At 62.4% G+C, this 15,642-nt stretch carries 15 protein-coding genes; 4 read left to right on the top strand and 11 right to left on the bottom strand.

The annotated features are described in order from the left end of the window. Positions 1-35: 35 nt before the first annotated feature. The gene (locus tag PLD_RS22105) at positions 36-392 is read right to left on the bottom strand and encodes a hypothetical protein (RefSeq protein ID WP_371929078.1); all 357 of its coding nucleotides are present in this window, start codon (positions 390-392) and stop codon (positions 36-38) included. A 56-nt stretch (positions 393-448) separates the two neighbouring features. On the opposite strand from PLD_RS22105, the gene PLD_RS22100 reads away from it, so the two are divergent. The 3 genes from PLD_RS22100 to PLD_RS22090 all read left to right on the top strand — a co-directional run bounded on the left by PLD_RS22100 (position 449) and on the right by PLD_RS22090 (position 4,626). Continuing rightward, complete coding sequence (locus tag PLD_RS22100) at positions 449-985, top strand: RNA polymerase sigma factor (RefSeq protein ID WP_159896499.1); 537 nt, start codon at positions 449-451, stop codon at positions 983-985. Then, entirely contained in the window at positions 982-1,944 is a 963-nt protein-coding gene (locus tag PLD_RS22095) for a FecR domain-containing protein (RefSeq protein ID WP_159896497.1), read from the top strand. The genes PLD_RS22100 and PLD_RS22095 overlap by 4 nt, the downstream gene beginning before the upstream one ends. 120 nt (positions 1,945-2,064) lie before the next feature. After that, positions 2,065-4,626, top strand: coding sequence for a TonB-dependent receptor (locus PLD_RS22090; RefSeq protein ID WP_159896495.1), 2,562 nt, complete (start codon positions 2,065-2,067; stop codon positions 4,624-4,626). Positions 4,627-4,706: 80 nt separating this feature from the next. Here the strand turns inward: PLD_RS22090 and PLD_RS22085 are convergent, their stop codons facing one another. The 7 genes from PLD_RS22085 to PLD_RS22055 all read right to left on the bottom strand — a co-directional run bounded on the left by PLD_RS22085 (position 4,707) and on the right by PLD_RS22055 (position 9,850). Next, on the bottom strand, positions 4,707-5,012 hold the full coding sequence (locus PLD_RS22085) for a ribbon-helix-helix domain-containing protein (protein ID WP_159896493.1): 306 nt from the start codon (positions 5,010-5,012) through the stop codon (positions 4,707-4,709). Positions 5,013-5,026: 14 nt separating this feature from the next. Beyond that, positions 5,027-5,608, bottom strand: a complete 582-nt coding sequence (locus tag PLD_RS22080; protein ID WP_159896491.1) for a DJ-1/PfpI family protein — start codon at positions 5,606-5,608, stop codon at positions 5,027-5,029. A gap of 148 nt (positions 5,609-5,756) precedes the next feature. Beyond that, entirely contained in the window at positions 5,757-6,992 is a 1,236-nt protein-coding gene (locus PLD_RS22075; RefSeq protein WP_159896489.1) for an SAM-dependent methyltransferase, read from the bottom strand. A 279-nt stretch (positions 6,993-7,271) separates the two neighbouring features. Continuing rightward, a complete protein-coding gene (locus PLD_RS22070) occupies positions 7,272-7,889 on the bottom strand; it encodes a TPM domain-containing protein (protein ID WP_159896487.1) in 618 nt (205 codons plus the stop codon). 29 nt (positions 7,890-7,918) lie between these two features. Further along, positions 7,919-8,680 carry a YgcG family protein gene (locus tag PLD_RS22065; protein WP_159896485.1) on the bottom strand — a complete coding sequence of 254 codons (762 nt, stop codon included), beginning with the start codon at positions 8,678-8,680 and terminating at the stop codon, positions 7,919-7,921. A gap of 109 nt (positions 8,681-8,789) precedes the next feature. Beyond that, positions 8,790-9,224: a YgcG family protein gene (locus PLD_RS22060; RefSeq protein ID WP_159896483.1), complete on the bottom strand. Its 435-nt coding sequence runs from the start codon at positions 9,222-9,224 to the stop codon at positions 8,790-8,792. Positions 9,225-9,241: 17 nt separating this feature from the next. Then, positions 9,242-9,850 (bottom strand): LemA family protein, encoded by a 609-nt coding sequence (locus PLD_RS22055; RefSeq protein ID WP_159896482.1) that lies wholly within the window; start codon positions 9,848-9,850, stop codon positions 9,242-9,244. A 240-nt stretch (positions 9,851-10,090) separates the two neighbouring features. Between PLD_RS22055 and bglX the strand changes: the two genes are divergently transcribed. Then, a complete protein-coding gene (gene bglX, locus PLD_RS22050; RefSeq protein ID WP_159896480.1) occupies positions 10,091-12,382 on the top strand; it encodes a beta-glucosidase BglX in 2,292 nt (763 codons plus the stop codon). Positions 12,383-12,618: 236 nt separating this feature from the next. On the opposite strand, the gene PLD_RS22045 is transcribed toward bglX, so the two are convergent. The 3 genes from PLD_RS22045 to PLD_RS22035 all read right to left on the bottom strand — a co-directional run bounded on the left by PLD_RS22045 (position 12,619) and on the right by PLD_RS22035 (position 15,599). Beyond that, on the bottom strand, positions 12,619-13,776 hold the full coding sequence (locus PLD_RS22045) for a phosphatidylserine/phosphatidylglycerophosphate/cardiolipin synthase family protein (protein WP_159896478.1): 1,158 nt from the start codon (positions 13,774-13,776) through the stop codon (positions 12,619-12,621). 1 nt (position 13,777) lies between these two features. Then, positions 13,778-14,359, bottom strand: coding sequence for a YceI family protein (locus PLD_RS22040; RefSeq protein ID WP_159896476.1), 582 nt, complete (start codon positions 14,357-14,359; stop codon positions 13,778-13,780). 469 nt (positions 14,360-14,828) lie between these two features. After that, positions 14,829-15,599: an IclR family transcriptional regulator gene (locus PLD_RS22035; RefSeq protein WP_159896474.1), complete on the bottom strand. Its 771-nt coding sequence runs from the start codon at positions 15,597-15,599 to the stop codon at positions 14,829-14,831. Between the last annotated feature and the right edge of the window lie 43 nt (positions 15,600-15,642).

The raw sequence follows: 15,642 nt of genomic DNA, 5'->3' as shown, positions 1-15,642 counted from the left end.
TCGCTGGGCGTTGCGCCTTGAGAGTAAAGACCCTTTCAGCGATTCAGCCATTGCCCCGATGACTGAAAATTCGGTTTTCCACTCGCGCAAATCCCAGGTGTTCGCGCAGGGTAAGCCCCGTGTACCGCTGTCGGAGCAAGCCCTGGCGTTGCAACTGCGGGGTGATCAATTGCACGAAAATCCTCGATGGCTTCCGGCAAATGAGTGAACAACACATTGAAGCCACCGGCGGCGTATTCCTCGCACCAGGTCGCCAGTTCATCGACGATCTGTACTGGCGTCCCCAGCAAGACCTTGCGCCCGCCGGCAAGCCGGCTCCAAGGCGCAGAACCGGATTGGCCCGGAAAAACAGGTGCTTGGGACCCCATCATCAGCAAAGTGACAAATAGCAATAATTCTCGATATCATTCGCGACCTCATGCTCACCGCGTCGTCAAGAAGGATATCCATGTCTCGCTCCAAGACCGACTCTGCGTCGGCGGACTCTGTTCGCGGGTTCTATGCGGACATCCTGCACTTCCTGCGTAAACGCACGGACAACGCCAGCGACGCGGCGGACATGACCCAGGACGTGTTCACCCAATGGTTCGATTACCGTGATCGGGCGCAGGTCGAGCAGCCCCGGGCCTTCCTGTTCCAGATGGCGCGCAATCTGTTACGCGATCATTGGCGGCGCCAGCAAGTGCGCTCCAAGGCCCGCCCCGAGGAAAATTTCGACAGTGAGCCCCTGGCCGACGAACAGCACGAGCCGCTGCCCGCCGCCCAGCGCCTGCAACGCCTGGAACAATTGAAAGAAGTCCTCGCGCAACTCTCGCCGCGCCGCCGCGAAGCCCTTATGCTGCATCGCTTCGAAGGGCTGAGCCAAGCGCAGATCGCTGAACGCATGGGCATTTCCGTGAGCATGGTAGAAAAACACATTGCCTTTGCCCTACTGCACTGCAAGCAGCATCTACAACGAGAGAAAGGCAAGGAGCAGCCTGAATGAACCGCTTTCCCGGCACCCACGACGACCCCGACAGTGAACAGATCGATGCCGAGGCCGCCAGTTGGTTCGCCCGTAATCGTAATAATCCGGACCGTGCCACGCGCAAGGCCTTCGATAGCTGGATCAGTGAACCGGCCCATTCCTGGGCCTACGCCGAATTCGAGGCGCTGTGGGACGACCTGGCGCAGTTGCAAAAACTGAGTCGCCCTGTGCCCCAGCCCCGACGCAAGACACCACGCTGGCGCCCTGCCGTGGCGGTGGCCGCAGCCGTGCTATGCGCTGTGCTCGCGGTCAACCTGGGCAAGCCACAAGGGCCCTTCACTCAACAGATCGCAGCTCAGCAACAGGGCGCGCGGTCCTTCCAGCTACCCGATGGCAGCACCTTGTACGTCAACGCCAACACCCAGGTGCAGATCGATTTCAGCGCGCAACAGCGCGATATCTACCTGCAACAAGGCCAGCTGTACCTGGAAGTCGCTGCCAACAAAGACCGGCCACTGTGGGTGCATATCGGCGCGGCCAAGGTACGGGTGGTGGGCACCGCCTTTGATGTGCGCCGCGGCCAGCGCCAACTGGTGGTCAGCGTGGCCCACGGTCAGGTGGCTTTCAGCCCGGACGGCAAACCCGAGGCATTGACTCTGCTGGGCGCCCGGCAGCAAGCCACCTACGACCTGAAAAAAGGCACCCTGCGCCAACAGACCCTGGACCGCGACGAGGTGGCCGACTGGCGCAGCGGGCGCCTGGCCTTTCGCAACCGCGACCTGGCCAGCCTGGTGGACGAGCTGAACCTGTACCGCCATCAACCGGTGCAACTGGCCGAGGGCCCGCTGGGCGCCTACAAGGTTTCCGGCAACCTCGACGTCAACGATCCCGATGCCCTGCTCAAGGCCCTGCCGGCCCTAATCCCGGTGAAAACCCGAGTCCAAGCCAACGGTCAGCTGAAGATCGAAGCCCGCTGACCCACACATGAGAATATCTTTCATTCGCATATGAGGTTTTTTTTCACTGCCGCGTCTTCCTCCCGTCTGCGATCTGCACGCAGCGCTTTTTTTGGCCTTTAAGCCACTTTGGGGGAAGTCATGTTTCGCGCGTTCTTACCTGTTCCGTTAGTCCGTACCCGCCCGACCCTATTCGCTGCCTGCCTGGCATTGAGCCTGCAAGCTCACGCCGGGCCGCTGCATTTCCAGTTGCCGGCGCAACCTTTGGCCACCTCCCTGAGCCAGATCGCGCAACAGGCGAAAATCCAGCTGCTGTTCGATGAGCAACTGCTGAGCAATGCCAAGGCCCCAGCCCTGCAAGGCGACTACAGCCCGGAAGAGGCGATCCGCGCCCTGCTGCCGGACGGCCGGTTCAGCCTGATGAAGGTCGACAACACCTATATCGTGCGCCCTACCGAGAGCAGCCTCAGCAGCGGTTCAGCCCTGCAGTTGGGGGCCATGAGCGTGATCGGCAACGGCACCGAGGTGGACTCCGCCAGTGTTGGCCGCTCGACCCTGAACCAGGCGCAAATTGATCGTCACCAGGCCACCAACGTGGTCAGCCTGATCGACACCTTGCCCGGGATCAGCCTGGGCGGCTCGCTGAAACCCGGCGGTCAGACCATCAATATCTGGGGCCTGGGAGACGCCGAAGACGTGCCAATGAGCGTCGATGGCGCCACCAAAAGCGGTTTCGAACGCTACCAGCAGGGTTCAATCTTTATCGAGCCGGAGATGATCAAGCGCATCGAAGTGGAAAAAGGCCCGCACTCCCCCGAAACCGGCAACGGAGGCTTCGGCGGCACCGTACACATGGAAACCAAGGACGCCCCGGACCTGCTGCAAGACGGCCGTAACGCCGGCGCCATGGTCAAGTACGGCTACAGCAGCAACAGCCATGAACAGGCCTACACCGGTGCGGTATACGGCCGGACCGACGATCAGCGTTTCGACGCCTTGGCCTACTGGACCAAGCGTGACGGCGACGACATGAAACTGGCCAGCGCCCAGCCGGACCCGAACAATGAATACCCGATCAATCCCAAGCGCCTGCCCAATACCGCCCAGGACCTGGAGGGCGAGCTGTTCAAGCTGAATATGCAGTTGACCGACGAACATCGCCTGGGCTTCACCTACATGCGCTCCATCAGCCATATCTGGGCGCCCTTCTCGGCCAAGAGCTACCCGACACCGCCAAAACAGAGAGACATCGACAGGTTCGGGTATGACGGCGCTACCCGGCGCTTTTTGGCCCAGCGCAATACCGTCGATACCACCTGGCTGGCCAAGTACCAATACACCCCGGTGGATAACCCATGGATCGACTTCCAGGCGCAGTACTCGGACTCGATCACCGACCAGACCGATGAGCGCGGCCCGAATGCCTACTACCAGCCCTCCTCCGGCGGTCGCAAGATCACCGTCGGCTACGAGGACCGGATCCTCTCGCTGAAAAACACCAGCCGCTTCAGCACCGGCGCGCTGGAACATACGCTGGTCAATGGCCTGCAGATCCGTAAACACGCCCGCGAAGTGGACATGTGGATGCCAGGCAAGACCTACGGGGTGCCCAAGTACAACAACGGCTACTACCAGCCAGGGTTCATGCCGCACGGCAAGGTCGACACCCACTCTTTCTATATTCAGGACGCCATCGCCCTGGGCGATTTCACCCTGACCCCGTCCCTGCGCTACGACCATGTGCGCAACCGTGGGCAGAAAAACGACGCACCGATCTACAACAGCCCCGATCCGCTGGCCGGTCACGATTACGGTGACAAGACCTACACCGGCTGGTCCCCACGCCTATCGGCGTTCTGGACAGTCACTGCGCAATTGGACCTGTTCGCCGACTACAGCAAGACCTGGCGCGCGCCGGTGATCGACGAACAATACGAAGTCCAGTCCGCCACCAGCACCCGCTCGGCCACCAGCCGTCACCTCGACCCGGAGCGCATCAGCGCCTTGCGTGGCGGCGCCATCACCCGTTTCTCCGACGTCCTGACCAAGGCCGATACCGTGCAGATCCGTACCACGGTGTTTCGCAACCAGATCAAGGACGAGATCATGAAGAACCTGGGGATCGGCTGCCCCGAACAACTGAGCACCGGCAAAAGCATTCGCCAGGTGTGCAACCAACCGACCATCGGGGTGTATCGCAACATCGGCGACCTGACCATCAAGGGCTTCGAAGTCGAGAGCTTCTATGACGCCACCTACCTGTTCGGCTCCCTGTCGTATTCCTGGATCACCGGCAAGCATCAAGGCGCCTATACCAACCCGTGGGGGCCGAACGTCTGGGCCCGGGACATTCCACCACGCAAGTGGGTCGCCAGCCTGGGGGTGAAAATCCCGCAGTGGGATGCGCAAGTGGGTTGGCAGGGCCAGTGGGTTCGCCAGACCGACCGCGTGCCCAGCGACATCTACCCGAACGGCCCGGCCAGCGCCGCAGGCGACTCCTACTGGGATCAGTACGAAAACAAGCGTTACAACGTGCACGGTCTGTTCGCCAACTGGAAACCGCAGCAGGCATACCTCAAAGGCACCGAAGTCAACTTCACCCTGGATAACATGTTCAACCGCGACTACCGCCCGCCATTGAGCGGCGAAAACGCCTCAAGCCTGGGGCGCAACGCCAAGATCAGCGTCACGCGTTTTTTCTGATGGCCACGCTGCCCGTCGGCGGGCAACTCCTCCCCCGCGCCCGCAAAGGCGCGGCCAGCAGCGAGGTCTGACGCCAGGCCCTACAAAGCGTTGCGGCGAACCAGGCTGAGATCGGGAGCCGTGACGCGACGCTGGCTCAGGTAGCGGGTGCAACTAACCCGCAGGAAGGAGGCGAAATTCACCACTTCGCCGCGGTAGTCCATGACCTCTTCATACAGCTTGGCAATCAGCTGGTTGGTGGTCATGCCGTCGACTTCGGCAATTTCGCTGAGGATGTCCCAGAACTGGTTTTCCAGGCGCAAGGTGGTGACCACGCCACAGATACGCAACGAGCGGGAACGGGATTCATAGAGAATCGGGTCGGCCTTGACGTACAGCTCGCACATGGCGTGGTCCTCGCTTACAGGGTGATTTTGGTGCCCAGCAGGCCAAGGAAACCGGCCAGCCAGCTGGGGTGCGCCGGCCAGGCTGGGGCGGTGGCCAGGTTGCCCTGGACGTGGCCATCAGTCACCGGAATGTCGATGTAGGTACCACCGGCCAGCCGTACTTCCGGGGCACAGGCCGGGTAGGCGCTGCACTCGCGGCCTTCAAGGATGCCGGCCGCGGCCAGCAGTTGCGCGCCGTGGCACACCGCGGCAATCGGCTTACCGGCCTGGTCGAATTCCTTGACCAGTTGCAGGACTTTTTCGTTCAGGCGCAGGTATTCCGGTGCACGTCCGCCGGGGATCAGCAGGGCATCGTAGTCGCTGGAGGCGACCTGGGAGAAATCGAAGTTCAAGGCAAACAGGTGGCCCGGTTTTTCGCTGTAGGTCTGGTCGCCCTCGAAGTCGTGGATCGCTGTACGCACGGTCTGCCCGGCGCGCTTGTCCGGGCACACGGCGTGCACCGTGTGACCGACCATCAGCAGCGCCTGGAATGGCACCATCACTTCGTAGTCTTCAACGTAATCGCCAACCAGCATGAGGATCTTTTTCGCGGCCATGGAGTGGGCTCCTTTCAGGGCAAGACGTGGGCGGAATGAGTACTCAAGGTAGTCCCATTCCGCCAGCCCGGGTAATAGCCACTTACTACAGCGGCAAGCTGTAAGCCTCAAGCTGCTGGCGTGGAACTCCAGACTGGTGGCTTGCAGCTTACTGCTTGGCGCTGCGGCTCTGTAGATAGCCGTCGGCCTTGAGCAGGGTTTCCAGGCAGTGCTCGCTGATCTGGTAGAACGCCTTGAGTTCTTCGATCCTGGCCAACAATTGGGTCGGGTCGAGCGGTTCGGCGCGCTTGACCGCCAGGATCATCTTGTTCTTGTTGGTGTGTTCCAGGGAGATGAACTCAAAGACCTTGGTGTCATAACCGCAGGCTTCGAGGAACAGCGCCCGCAGGCTGTCGGTGACCATCTCCGCCTGCTGCCCCAGGTGCAGGCCGTATTGCAGCATCGGCTTGAGCAGCGCCGGGCTCTGGATCTGCAGGCGGATCTGCTTGTGGCAGCACGGCGAGCACATGATGATCGCCGCGCCGGAGCGGATGCCGGTGTGGATCGCATAGTCGGTGGCGATGTCGCAGGCATGCAGGGCGATCATCACGTCCAGTTGGCTGGGGGCCACGCTGCGCACGTCACCGCACTTGAACACCAGGCCCGGGTGTTCCAGGCGCTGCGCGGCGGCGTTGCACAGGGTCACCATGTCCTCGCGCAATTCGACGCCGGTCACCTCGCCCTCGGCCTTGAGAGTGTTGCGCAGGTAGTCGTGGATGGCGAAGGTCAGGTAGCCCTTGCCGGAACCGAAATCCGCCACCCGCACCGGCTGATCAAGATGGATCGGCGAGCTGCTCAGGGCGTGGCTGAAGACCTCGATGAACTTGTTGATCTGCTTCCATTTGCGCGACATCGCCGGGATCAGCTCATGCTGCTTGTTGGTCACCCCCAGGTCGGCGAGAAACGGCCGGCTGAGGTCGAGGAAGCGGTTCTTCTCTCGGTTGTGCTCGGCCGACGGCACATCGCGCTGGGTTTGCGGCTTGCCCTTGAACAGTGAGCTTTTGCCCTTCTTACTGTATTCGAGCTGTATTTCATCGGTCAGGGTCAGCAGATGGGCGTTCTTGAACGCAGCCGGCAGCAAGCCGGCAATGCTCGCCACGCCCTCGTCCAGCGGGAAGTTCTTGGTGATGTCGCGGGTCTTGTAGCGATAGACGAAGGACAGGCACGGCTGCTCCTTGACCGTCAGTTGCTTGATGATCAGGCGTTGCAGGTCCGCCTCCGGGCCCACGTGCTTGGCCAATACCAGCTTGATAAAGGCGTTCTGTGCGAGGCTGGTGTCGAGCAATTGCAGAAACTGGGCGTGGTGATCCGGCGCGGAGCGGGCGGAAGGTGCGGTAACGGACATGGGGGCAGGTGCCTCGGGCGATGCGGGGTGTGAATCAGGGAGTGGCGGGTATTTTAGGGAGCAAACCCCGTCGGGGCACGGAGTTATTCACCCGACGGTAAAAAAATCGTCGCCCACAGGGACTGGATTGCCAGCACAGGCGTCCCCGAGGGCGGTACAAGGCTCAGGGGGGCTCTTCGCCGGCAAACCGTCCACTACAAGAACACCCGCGATATCGCGCCAGCTGGAGCCGGCTGCCAGCGAAGGCGTCCTCAGGACGGTACAAGGCTCAGGGGGGGCTCAGTTGAGCACCACCAGGCGGTTGGGCAATTCGTTGCGCACCTGGGTCAGGGGTACATGGGCCTTGAGCAGTTCGCCGCTGGCGTCAATGCAGTCGAGAAAGCCCTGCAGGGTCTGGCCCTGCCGGACTTGCTGGGTAAAGTTGCGCACAATGCCGTTCCACTGTTTGTTATCCAGACGCTTGGAAATACCCTCGTCCACGAGGATTTCCACGTAACGCTCGGCTTCGCTGACAAAGATCAGCACCCCGGTGCCGCCGACGGTGTGGTGCAGATTCTGTTCGAGGAACTGGCGCCGGGCCAGGTTGGAGGCCCGCCAGTGGCGTACCGAACGCGGAATCAACCGGGTGGTGATCCGTGGCAGGCGCAACACCAGGCCCAACACGATAAAAGTCGCCCATTGTGCCAGCAGCAACAGGTGCATGTTCAGCCAGCCAGTGACGTAGTGCACCACCCCCGGCACCACCAGCGCCAGCAAGCTGGCCCAGAGCAGCGCAATGTAGGCGTAGTCGTCGGCCCGGGCGGCCAGCACCGTCACCAGCTCGGCGTCGGTATGGCGCTCGACCCGGGCGATGGCTTCGGCCACTTGCCGTTGTTCGTATTCACTGAGTAATGCCATGTCGTTGGATATCCGCTCTTTATGTTGAGTTACCAGCCGCCGGAGGAACCACCGCCGCCAAAACTGCCGCCACCGCCGCTGAAGCCACCGCCGCCGGACCCACCACCAAAACCACCACCGCCGAAACCGCCACCGCCACCGCCACCGCCGCGCCCGCTGGTGGTGGTGATGAACCCAAGCGCCTGCGCCACCATGACCACCAGGATGAACAGCAGCACCAGGAACAGGAACAGCAACGGATGACGCTGGACAAAGTCGTCCTGGGGGCCACTCTCGCCGCTGTCGTAGGCCGTGGCCGGCGCGTCCAGCGGCGTGCCGCCGAGCACCAGCAGCATGGCCGAGACGCCGTCGCTGATGCCCTTGCTGAACTGCCCGGTCTTGAACGCCGGAGTGATCACCTGGTGGATGATCACCGAGGCCTGGGCATCGGTCAGGCGATCCTCCAGGCCATAACCGACTTCGATGCGCAGCTTGCGCTCGTCGCGGGCAACGATCAGCAGCGCGCCGTTGTTCTTGTCCTTCTGGCCAATGCCCCAGTGGCGCCCCAACTGATAGCCGTAGTCCTCGATGCTGGCGCCTTGCAGGTTCGTCAGGGTCACCACCACCAGCTGCTCGCCGGTGGCCTGTTCGTGGGCTTGCAGTTGCTGGGTCAGCTGGGCGCGGACGGTTGGCTCGATCATCTGCGCCTCATCCACCACCCGCCCGCTCAGGGCCGGAAACCTCAGCTCGGCCTGGGCCGTGACTGCGAAGACCCAGAGCAACAGCACCAGGCCGATTTTATAAAGTCGCATCAGCACCTCATCCTTAATGTTTTTCCCCGTGGGCTACCACTGCCGGACGCCCCGCCACCGCCAAAACTGTCACCGCCGCCACGGCCTCGGTCCGCAGATCGTCCAGCCCCTAGCCAACTTCGATGCGCACCTTGCGATCATCCAGCGCCACCCGCAGCGGGACACCGTTGTTCTTGTGCTTCTGGCCACGCCCCAGTAACGGCCCAAGCGCAGCCCTACGTCGTCGATGCTGTAGCCCACCCAGGTTCGCACCGGTGACCACGACCACTTGGTCGCCGGTGCTACGCTCGCGCCGGGCCAGCATTTCGCTCAGGTACGGCCCCCTCTCCGGCGTCAGCTTCTGCGCCGTGTCCACCACCGGCCCCGTGAGTTTGGGGAACAGGCTTTCAATTGGCCCTGCGGTGGCAATGACCGGTACGGGCTCGACCCAGACAGCAGGTTGCGACGCACGCACTGGCCCGCCATCCGTGAGCGCGGCCCCTGGTTGTTGCGCCAGTGCGGCGCCACTCGCCAGCCATAGCGCCAGCAGCGCGCTTCGCAACACGCGCTGCCCCCGAGGCATCAGAATTTGACTTGCGGAGCTTTGTCGGCGTCAGGGCTCGTGGCCTCGAAGGATTCACGCACCGGCAGGTCGCTGTACAGCAGGCCGTGCCACAGCCGACCAGGGAAGGTGCGGATCTCGGTATTGTACTTCTGCACCGCCAGGATGAAGTCGCGGCGGGCCACGGCGATGCGGTTCTCGGTGCCTTCCAGCTGGGATTGCAGGGCCAGGAAGTTCTGGTTGGCCTTCAGATCCGGGTAGCGCTCGGAGACCACCATCAGACGGCTCAGGGCACCACTCAACTGATCCTGGGCCTGCTGGAACTGTTTGAGTTTTTCCGGGTTGTCCAGGGTGCTGGCGTCCACCTGGATCGAGGTGGCCTTGGCTCGCGCCTCGATCACCGCGGTCAGGGTTTCTTCCTCATGCTTGGCGTAGCCCTTGACGGTTTCCACCAGGTTGGGGATCAGGTCGGCGCGGCGCTGGTACTGGTTCTGCACCTGGCCCCAGTCGGCCTTGACCTGCTCATCGAGGGTCGGAATGTTGTTGATACCGCAGCCGCTGAGCAGGCTGCTGAGCAGCAACAGCGCGGCAATGGGCCAGCTCGAGCGCAGGCTTTGGGTGATGTTCATGGGTGGGGCTCCTTGCACAACCTGATTGAAATGGATCGTTTGCCCGGTTTCATGCAGGGCGCGGGGCAAAATCTGCCTGCGCCACTGGAATGCCTCGGGCTGATGGGCTAAAAGAGGCCCAGCGCGAAAAACAGTTCGGAAGTGTGATGGATTTATCTGAACAACAATAGTCGCTCCCTAAATGTCGGCTGCTCGACGCCTCTCGCCTGCGTCGATCTTGAGCCCTTGAGAACCATATTCATGAAGAAGCTGTGTTTGCTCAGCCTGCTGGTCAGTCTGGCCTGTCACCCGGTGCTTGCCGAATCCGCCCCGGTCCCCCTGGAAAACAAAGATGCCTTTATCAGCGATCTGCTCAAGCGCATGACCCTGGAAGAAAAAATCGGCCAGTTGCGCCTGATCAGCATCGGCCCGGAAATGCCCCGCGAACTGATCCGCAAGGAAATCGCCGCGGGCAACATCGGCGGCACCTTCAACTCCATCACCCGCCCGGAAAACCGCCCGATGCAGGACGCGGCCATGCGCAGCCGGCTGAAGATCCCGATGTTCTTCGCCTATGACGTGATCCATGGCCACCGGACCATCTTCCCCATCAGCCTGGCCCTGGCCTCCAGCTGGGACATGGACGCCATCGGCCGCTCCGGGCGCATCGCTGCCAAGGAGGCCAGCGCCGACAGCCTGGACATCACCTTCGCGCCGATGGTGGATATCTCCCGCGATCCGCGCTGGGGCCGCACCTCCGAGGGCTTCGGCGAAGACACCTACCTGGTCTCGCGCATTGCCAAGGTCATGGTCAAGGCCTACCAGGGCCAGAGCCCGGCCCTGCCGGACAGCATCATGGCCAGCGTCAAGCACTTCGCCCTGTATGGCGCGGTGGAGGGCGGTCGCGACTACAACATCGTCGACATGAGCCCGGTGAAGATGTACCAGGACTACCTGCCGCCCTACCGCGCAGCCATCGACGCCGGTGCCGGCGGGGTGATGGTGGCCCTGAACTCGATCAACGGCGTGCCCGCCACCTCCAACACCTGGCTGATGAACGACCTGCTGCGCAAGGAATGGGGCTTCAAGGGCCTGGCGGTGAGCGACCACGGTGCGATCGTCGAACTGATCCGCCACGGCGTGGCCAAGGACGGTCGCGAGGCCGCCAAGCTGGCAATCAAGGCCGGCATCGACATGAGCATGAACGACTCGCTGTACGGCAAGGAACTGCCGGGGCTGCTCAAGTCCGGCGAAATCGAACAGAAGCACATCGACAACGCCGTGCGTGAAGTGCTGGCGGCCAAGTACGACATGGGCCTGTTCAAGGACCCTTACGTGCGCATCGGCAAGGCCGAGGACGACCCGGCCGACACCAACGCCGAAAGCCGCCTGCACCGCAGCGACGCCCGGGACATCGCGCGGCGCAGCCTGGTGCTGCTGAAGAACCACAACGACACCCTGCCGCTGAAGAAAACCGCGAAGATCGCCCTGGTCGGCCCGCTGGCCAAGGCGCCGATCGACATGATGGGCAGTTGGGCCGCCGCCGGCGTGCCGGCGCAGTCGGTGACGCTCTACGACGGCATGCGCAACGTCCTGGGCGACAAGGCCCAGTTGGTGTACGCCCGGGGTTCCAATATCACCGCCGACCAGAAGGTGGTGGACTACCTGAACTTCCTCAACTTCGACGCCCCGGAAGTGGTGGACGACCCACGCCCGGCGCAGCAGATGATCGACGAGGCAGTGAAAGCGGCCAAACAGGCGGACGTGATCGTCGCCGCCGTGGGTGAATCCCGGGGCATGTCCCACGAATCCTCAAGCCGCACCGACCTGCTGATTCCCACCAGCCAGCGCGAGCTGATCAAGGCCCTCAAGGCCACCGGCAAGCCTTTGGTGCTGGTGCTGATGAATGGCCGGCCACTGTCGCTGCTGGAAGAAAACCAACAGGCCGACGCGATCCTGGAAACCTGGTTCAGCGGCACCGAGGGCGGCAACGCCATCGCCGACGTGCTGTTCGGCGACTACAACCCGTCGGGCAAGCTGCCGATCACCTTCCCCCGCACCGTGGGGCAGATTCCGACCTACTACAACCACCTGACCATTGGCCGGCCGTTCACCCCGGGCAAGCCGGGCAACTACACCTCGCAGTACTTCGACGACACCACCGGCCCGCTGTATCCGTTCGGCTATGGCTTGAGCTACACCCGCTTCAGCCTGTCGGACATGGCCCTGTCCTCCAGCACCCTGAACAAGAGCGGCAAACTCGACGCCAGCGTGACCGTGAAGAACACCGGCAAGCGTGACGGTGAAACCGTGGTGCAGTTGTATATCCAGGACGTGGCCGGGTCGATGATTCGCCCGATCAAGGAACTGAAGAACTTCCAGAAAATCATGCTCAAGGCCGGAGAAGAGAGGTCCATTCACTTCACCATCACCGAGGACGACCTGAAGTTCTACAATGCCCAGCTCAAGTACGCTGCGGAACCGGGCGACTTCAATGTACAGATCGGCCTGGATTCCCAGGACGTCAAGCAACAGAGCTTTGAACTGCTCTGATCCCAGTCAGCGGCCGGAACAAGACCTGCACCGGCCGCCTCCCTTTGCCCTGTGCCCTCTCTACAACCGCTGCAACCTCCGCAACCTCCGCAACCTCCGCAACCGCGCAATCTCTACCGCTGCTGCGAGGCTGCGACAAGGTCCGCAGGACCTTGCTTGACGATCTCCCGCCGAACCTCCTGCGCCCTTGAGCCCCCCGCGGTCCTTCAGGCCGTTCGCAGCCTGAGCAACGGCAATCAACCGCGCCGATCCAACAGATTGACCACCAGACGGTCGACCCAGCCCCAGATCCGCTGCTTGATCCGCCGCCATAACGGCCGATTAAGCCACTGCGCCAGGCTGACCTCTTCGCTCTGAGCGAAATCCGCCTCGAAACTCGCCGCCACCGCACGGGTCAGTGACGGGTCCAGGGCTTCGAGGTTGGCTTCCAGGTTGAAGCGCAAGTTCCAGTGGTCGAAGTTACACGATCCAACGCTCACCCAGTCATCCACCAGCGCCATCTTCAAGTGCAGGAACTGTGGCTGATATTCAAAGATCCGTACCCCGGCCTTGAGCAGGCGCGGGTAATAACGGTGACCGGCATAACGCACCGCTGGGTGATCGGTGTGCGGTCCGGTCAGCAGCAGGCGCACGTCGATGCCCCGGGCCGCTGCCTTGCGCAGCGAGCGGCGCACCGACCAGGTGGGCAGAAAATAAGGCGTGGCCAGCCAGATGCGCCGTCGGCCGCTACTCAAGGCGCGAATCAATGAATGCAGGATATCGCGATGCTGATGGGCATCGGCGTAAGCCACCCGGCCCATGCCCTTGCCCTTGTCCGGCACGCGCGGTAGCCGCAGCAAGCCGAAGTCGGCCTGGGGCTTCCAGGCGCCACTGCGCAGGTTGGCAACCCATTGGCGATCGAACAGCATTTGCCAATCGCGCACCATGGGGCCGGCGATTTCCACCATGACTTCATGCCAGTCGCAGTTGTTGTATTCAGGCCGCCAGAACTCATCGGTGACTCCGGTCCCTCCCACCATTGCCAGGGACTGATCCACCAGCAGCAGTTTGCGATGGTCGCGGTACAGGTTGAGAAAGCCCTGGCGCCACTTAAGGCGGTTGTAGAAACGCAACTCGACACCCGCCCGCAGCAGGCGCTGACGCAAGACCTGGGTAAACGCCAGGCTGCCGTAATCATCGAACAGACAACGTACTCGCACCCCGCGCTCGGCGGCCTGCACCAGCGCCTGGACCATGGCTTGAGCACAGGTGCCGGCTTCCACCAGGTACAGTTCAAGCTCGACCTGTTCCTGAGCACGGGCAATGGCCACCAGCATTCGCGGAAAGAACTCGGGACCGTCGATCAACAACTCGAAGCGGTTGCCTTCGCGCCAGGGGAACACCGCTCCACGCATTTCAACGCGCCGTGAAGATCAGTACCGCACCCACCGGCACCGAAAAGCTGATGGCGGACAAACCCGCAACCTTGCGCAAGCTCTCCAGGCCCGGCGCCAGGTTGAAGTCTTCTGCATTGAGGACCAGCGGTTCGAGGGTCACCACTTGAAAACGCTGGTCATCAAGACGAGTGGCCAGCAGTTCGGCGTTATAGGTGTGTTCCTCGCCGTGCAAGGCCACAGTGACCGGCAACAGCAACTCGATCTGCGCGCCAGGGGCCAGGTCATTGATCGGTCGCAAGTTGATCTGCGCGGTGATCAAGGCGTCGGGAAATTGCTGAACCTGAAACAGATCCTGGCGCAGCCGTTCATCACGCAGGGGAATGCCGCCGCTGACCGAATCCAGCTCGATCTGCAACTGGGCCTTGCCCTTGTCGTCGACCTTGCCATGCAGCACCAGGAAGCGCTGGACCTCGGAAATATTGGCATTCTTGGTGGTCACGAAGGACACACGGGAAGACTCATTGTCCAGATACCAGCCAGCGTGGACCGGCAGGGCCAGCACTCCGAGCAGGCTGAGAAGAAGGCGAATCGGCGTACGCATGCAAGCTCCCGTGAACAGAAGGCGCCACCTTAACCGGCCGCCAGAAGGCTGGCAAACTCCGCGACAGGGTGGCACCCACCGATAGAGCCAGAAGCGATAGTTATAGTTCAGACAGAAACGTTCGGCGCTGTGGCGGGTGATCCTCGCCGCGCCCTCATCAACCGCGGGCGTGACCAGAGAACACGCAGTGCAGGTCGAGCTTGAGACCTGTCCAACCGAAATCGGCCACGCTCGTCACCCTGGCCCTGGACCAGCCGGGCGCCCGGCGGAATGCGCGAATAGCGTTCGGCCTCCCACGCAATCACCTGTTCACCTGATTGGCATGGACATCACGGCCGTCGTTGACAGAGCTCGCCTCACTCTCGGATCACCGGGCACAGCCCGATGGCCAGGGGGTGCACCGAGTGGAATCGAGCGGTGACGGCACCGCGACGTCCGTCACCTGTGTGCAATGCCCCCAAAGCTGGATTCAGACCAGGCGTTTCTGCACTTGCTCGATGGTGTCGGCCAGCAACGTCAGATGGCGATTGCGCACTTGCTCGACACAGCTCAGGTCCGTTGGCCAATGCAGAGCAATGCTGCCAATCACCCGACCTTCGGCCCGCAACGGCAAGGCCACGGCTCGAATCAGAAACGGCAGGCGCACCGGATATTCCCAGTGACCTTCTGTGCGTTGGCCGAACCCCAGGTACTGGGACTGCGCGCGAGCCTGTTGCTGCTCTTCGACCGGCACATGCTCACGCTCGGCCAGACGCTCGACTTCGTCGCAGGCCAGGGCCCCCAGGCAGGCTTTGCCCATGGCGGAATGAAACAGACTGGCGTGCAGGCCGACAATCCGGCCGTTACTCGGGTAGCGCTTGCGCAACACTCCAGGCACGGCACTTTCCAGAACTTCCAGGCAGTTGCCATCAAAACTCGACAAATCGCTGACCAGGCCGGTTCTCGCACTCAACTCCAACAGCCAGGGCGCAATCTGTTCCACCAACTGGCATTTGCAGCGTTGTCGGCTGTCGCCGAACATGCTGCGCGCACTCAAGCGATAACGCCGGTCACTCAGACCACGGTAGAGCCAGCCCTTCTCCTGCAGGGTCAGCAGCATGCGCGACACCGTTGCCTTGGGCAGGCCCGTCAGGTAGTGCAGCTCCTCCAGACCCAGGGCCTGGTGCTGGCCCAGCAACTCGACGATGGCCAGCGCGCGCTCGACTGAACGCACACTGCCGGTTTCCACCTTGCGGACCATTGTCCGAACTCCCTAACGACTGAGGATGAGCAATGACCTGACA

This window comes from Pseudomonas sp. LD120 (genome assembly GCF_009861525.1).
GTDB lineage: Bacteria > Pseudomonadota > Gammaproteobacteria > Pseudomonadales > Pseudomonadaceae > Aquipseudomonas.
This window is presented reverse-complemented; position numbering and strand designations above follow the sequence as displayed.

Coding starts and splice junctions, on each gene's coding strand:
- PLD_RS22100 (WP_159896499.1), top strand. CDS start 449: ATGTCTCGCTCCAAGACCGACTCTGCGTCGGCGGACTCTGTTCGCGGG.
- PLD_RS22095 (WP_159896497.1), top strand. CDS start 982: ATGAACCGCTTTCCCGGCACCCACGACGACCCCGACAGTGAACAGATC.
- PLD_RS22090 (WP_159896495.1), top strand. CDS start 2,065: ATGTTTCGCGCGTTCTTACCTGTTCCGTTAGTCCGTACCCGCCCGACC.
- PLD_RS22085 (WP_159896493.1), bottom strand. CDS start 5,012: ATGTGCGAGCTGTACGTCAAGGCCGACCCGATTCTCTATGAATCCCGT.
- PLD_RS22080 (WP_159896491.1), bottom strand. CDS start 5,608: ATGGCCGCGAAAAAGATCCTCATGCTGGTTGGCGATTACGTTGAAGAC.
- PLD_RS22075 (WP_159896489.1), bottom strand. CDS start 6,992: ATGTCCGTTACCGCACCTTCCGCCCGCTCCGCGCCGGATCACCACGCC.
- PLD_RS22070 (WP_159896487.1), bottom strand. CDS start 7,889: ATGGCATTACTCAGTGAATACGAACAACGGCAAGTGGCCGAAGCCATC.
- PLD_RS22065 (WP_159896485.1), bottom strand. CDS start 8,680: ATGCGACTTTATAAAATCGGCCTGGTGCTGTTGCTCTGGGTCTTCGCA.
- PLD_RS22055 (WP_159896482.1), bottom strand. CDS start 9,850: ATGAACATCACCCAAAGCCTGCGCTCGAGCTGGCCCATTGCCGCGCTG.
- bglX (WP_159896480.1), top strand. CDS start 10,091: ATGAAGAAGCTGTGTTTGCTCAGCCTGCTGGTCAGTCTGGCCTGTCAC.
- PLD_RS22045 (WP_159896478.1), bottom strand. CDS start 13,776: ATGCGTGGAGCGGTGTTCCCCTGGCGCGAAGGCAACCGCTTCGAGTTG.
- PLD_RS22040 (WP_159896476.1), bottom strand. CDS start 14,359: ATGCGTACGCCGATTCGCCTTCTTCTCAGCCTGCTCGGAGTGCTGGCC.
- PLD_RS22035 (WP_159896474.1), bottom strand. CDS start 15,599: ATGGTCCGCAAGGTGGAAACCGGCAGTGTGCGTTCAGTCGAGCGCGCG.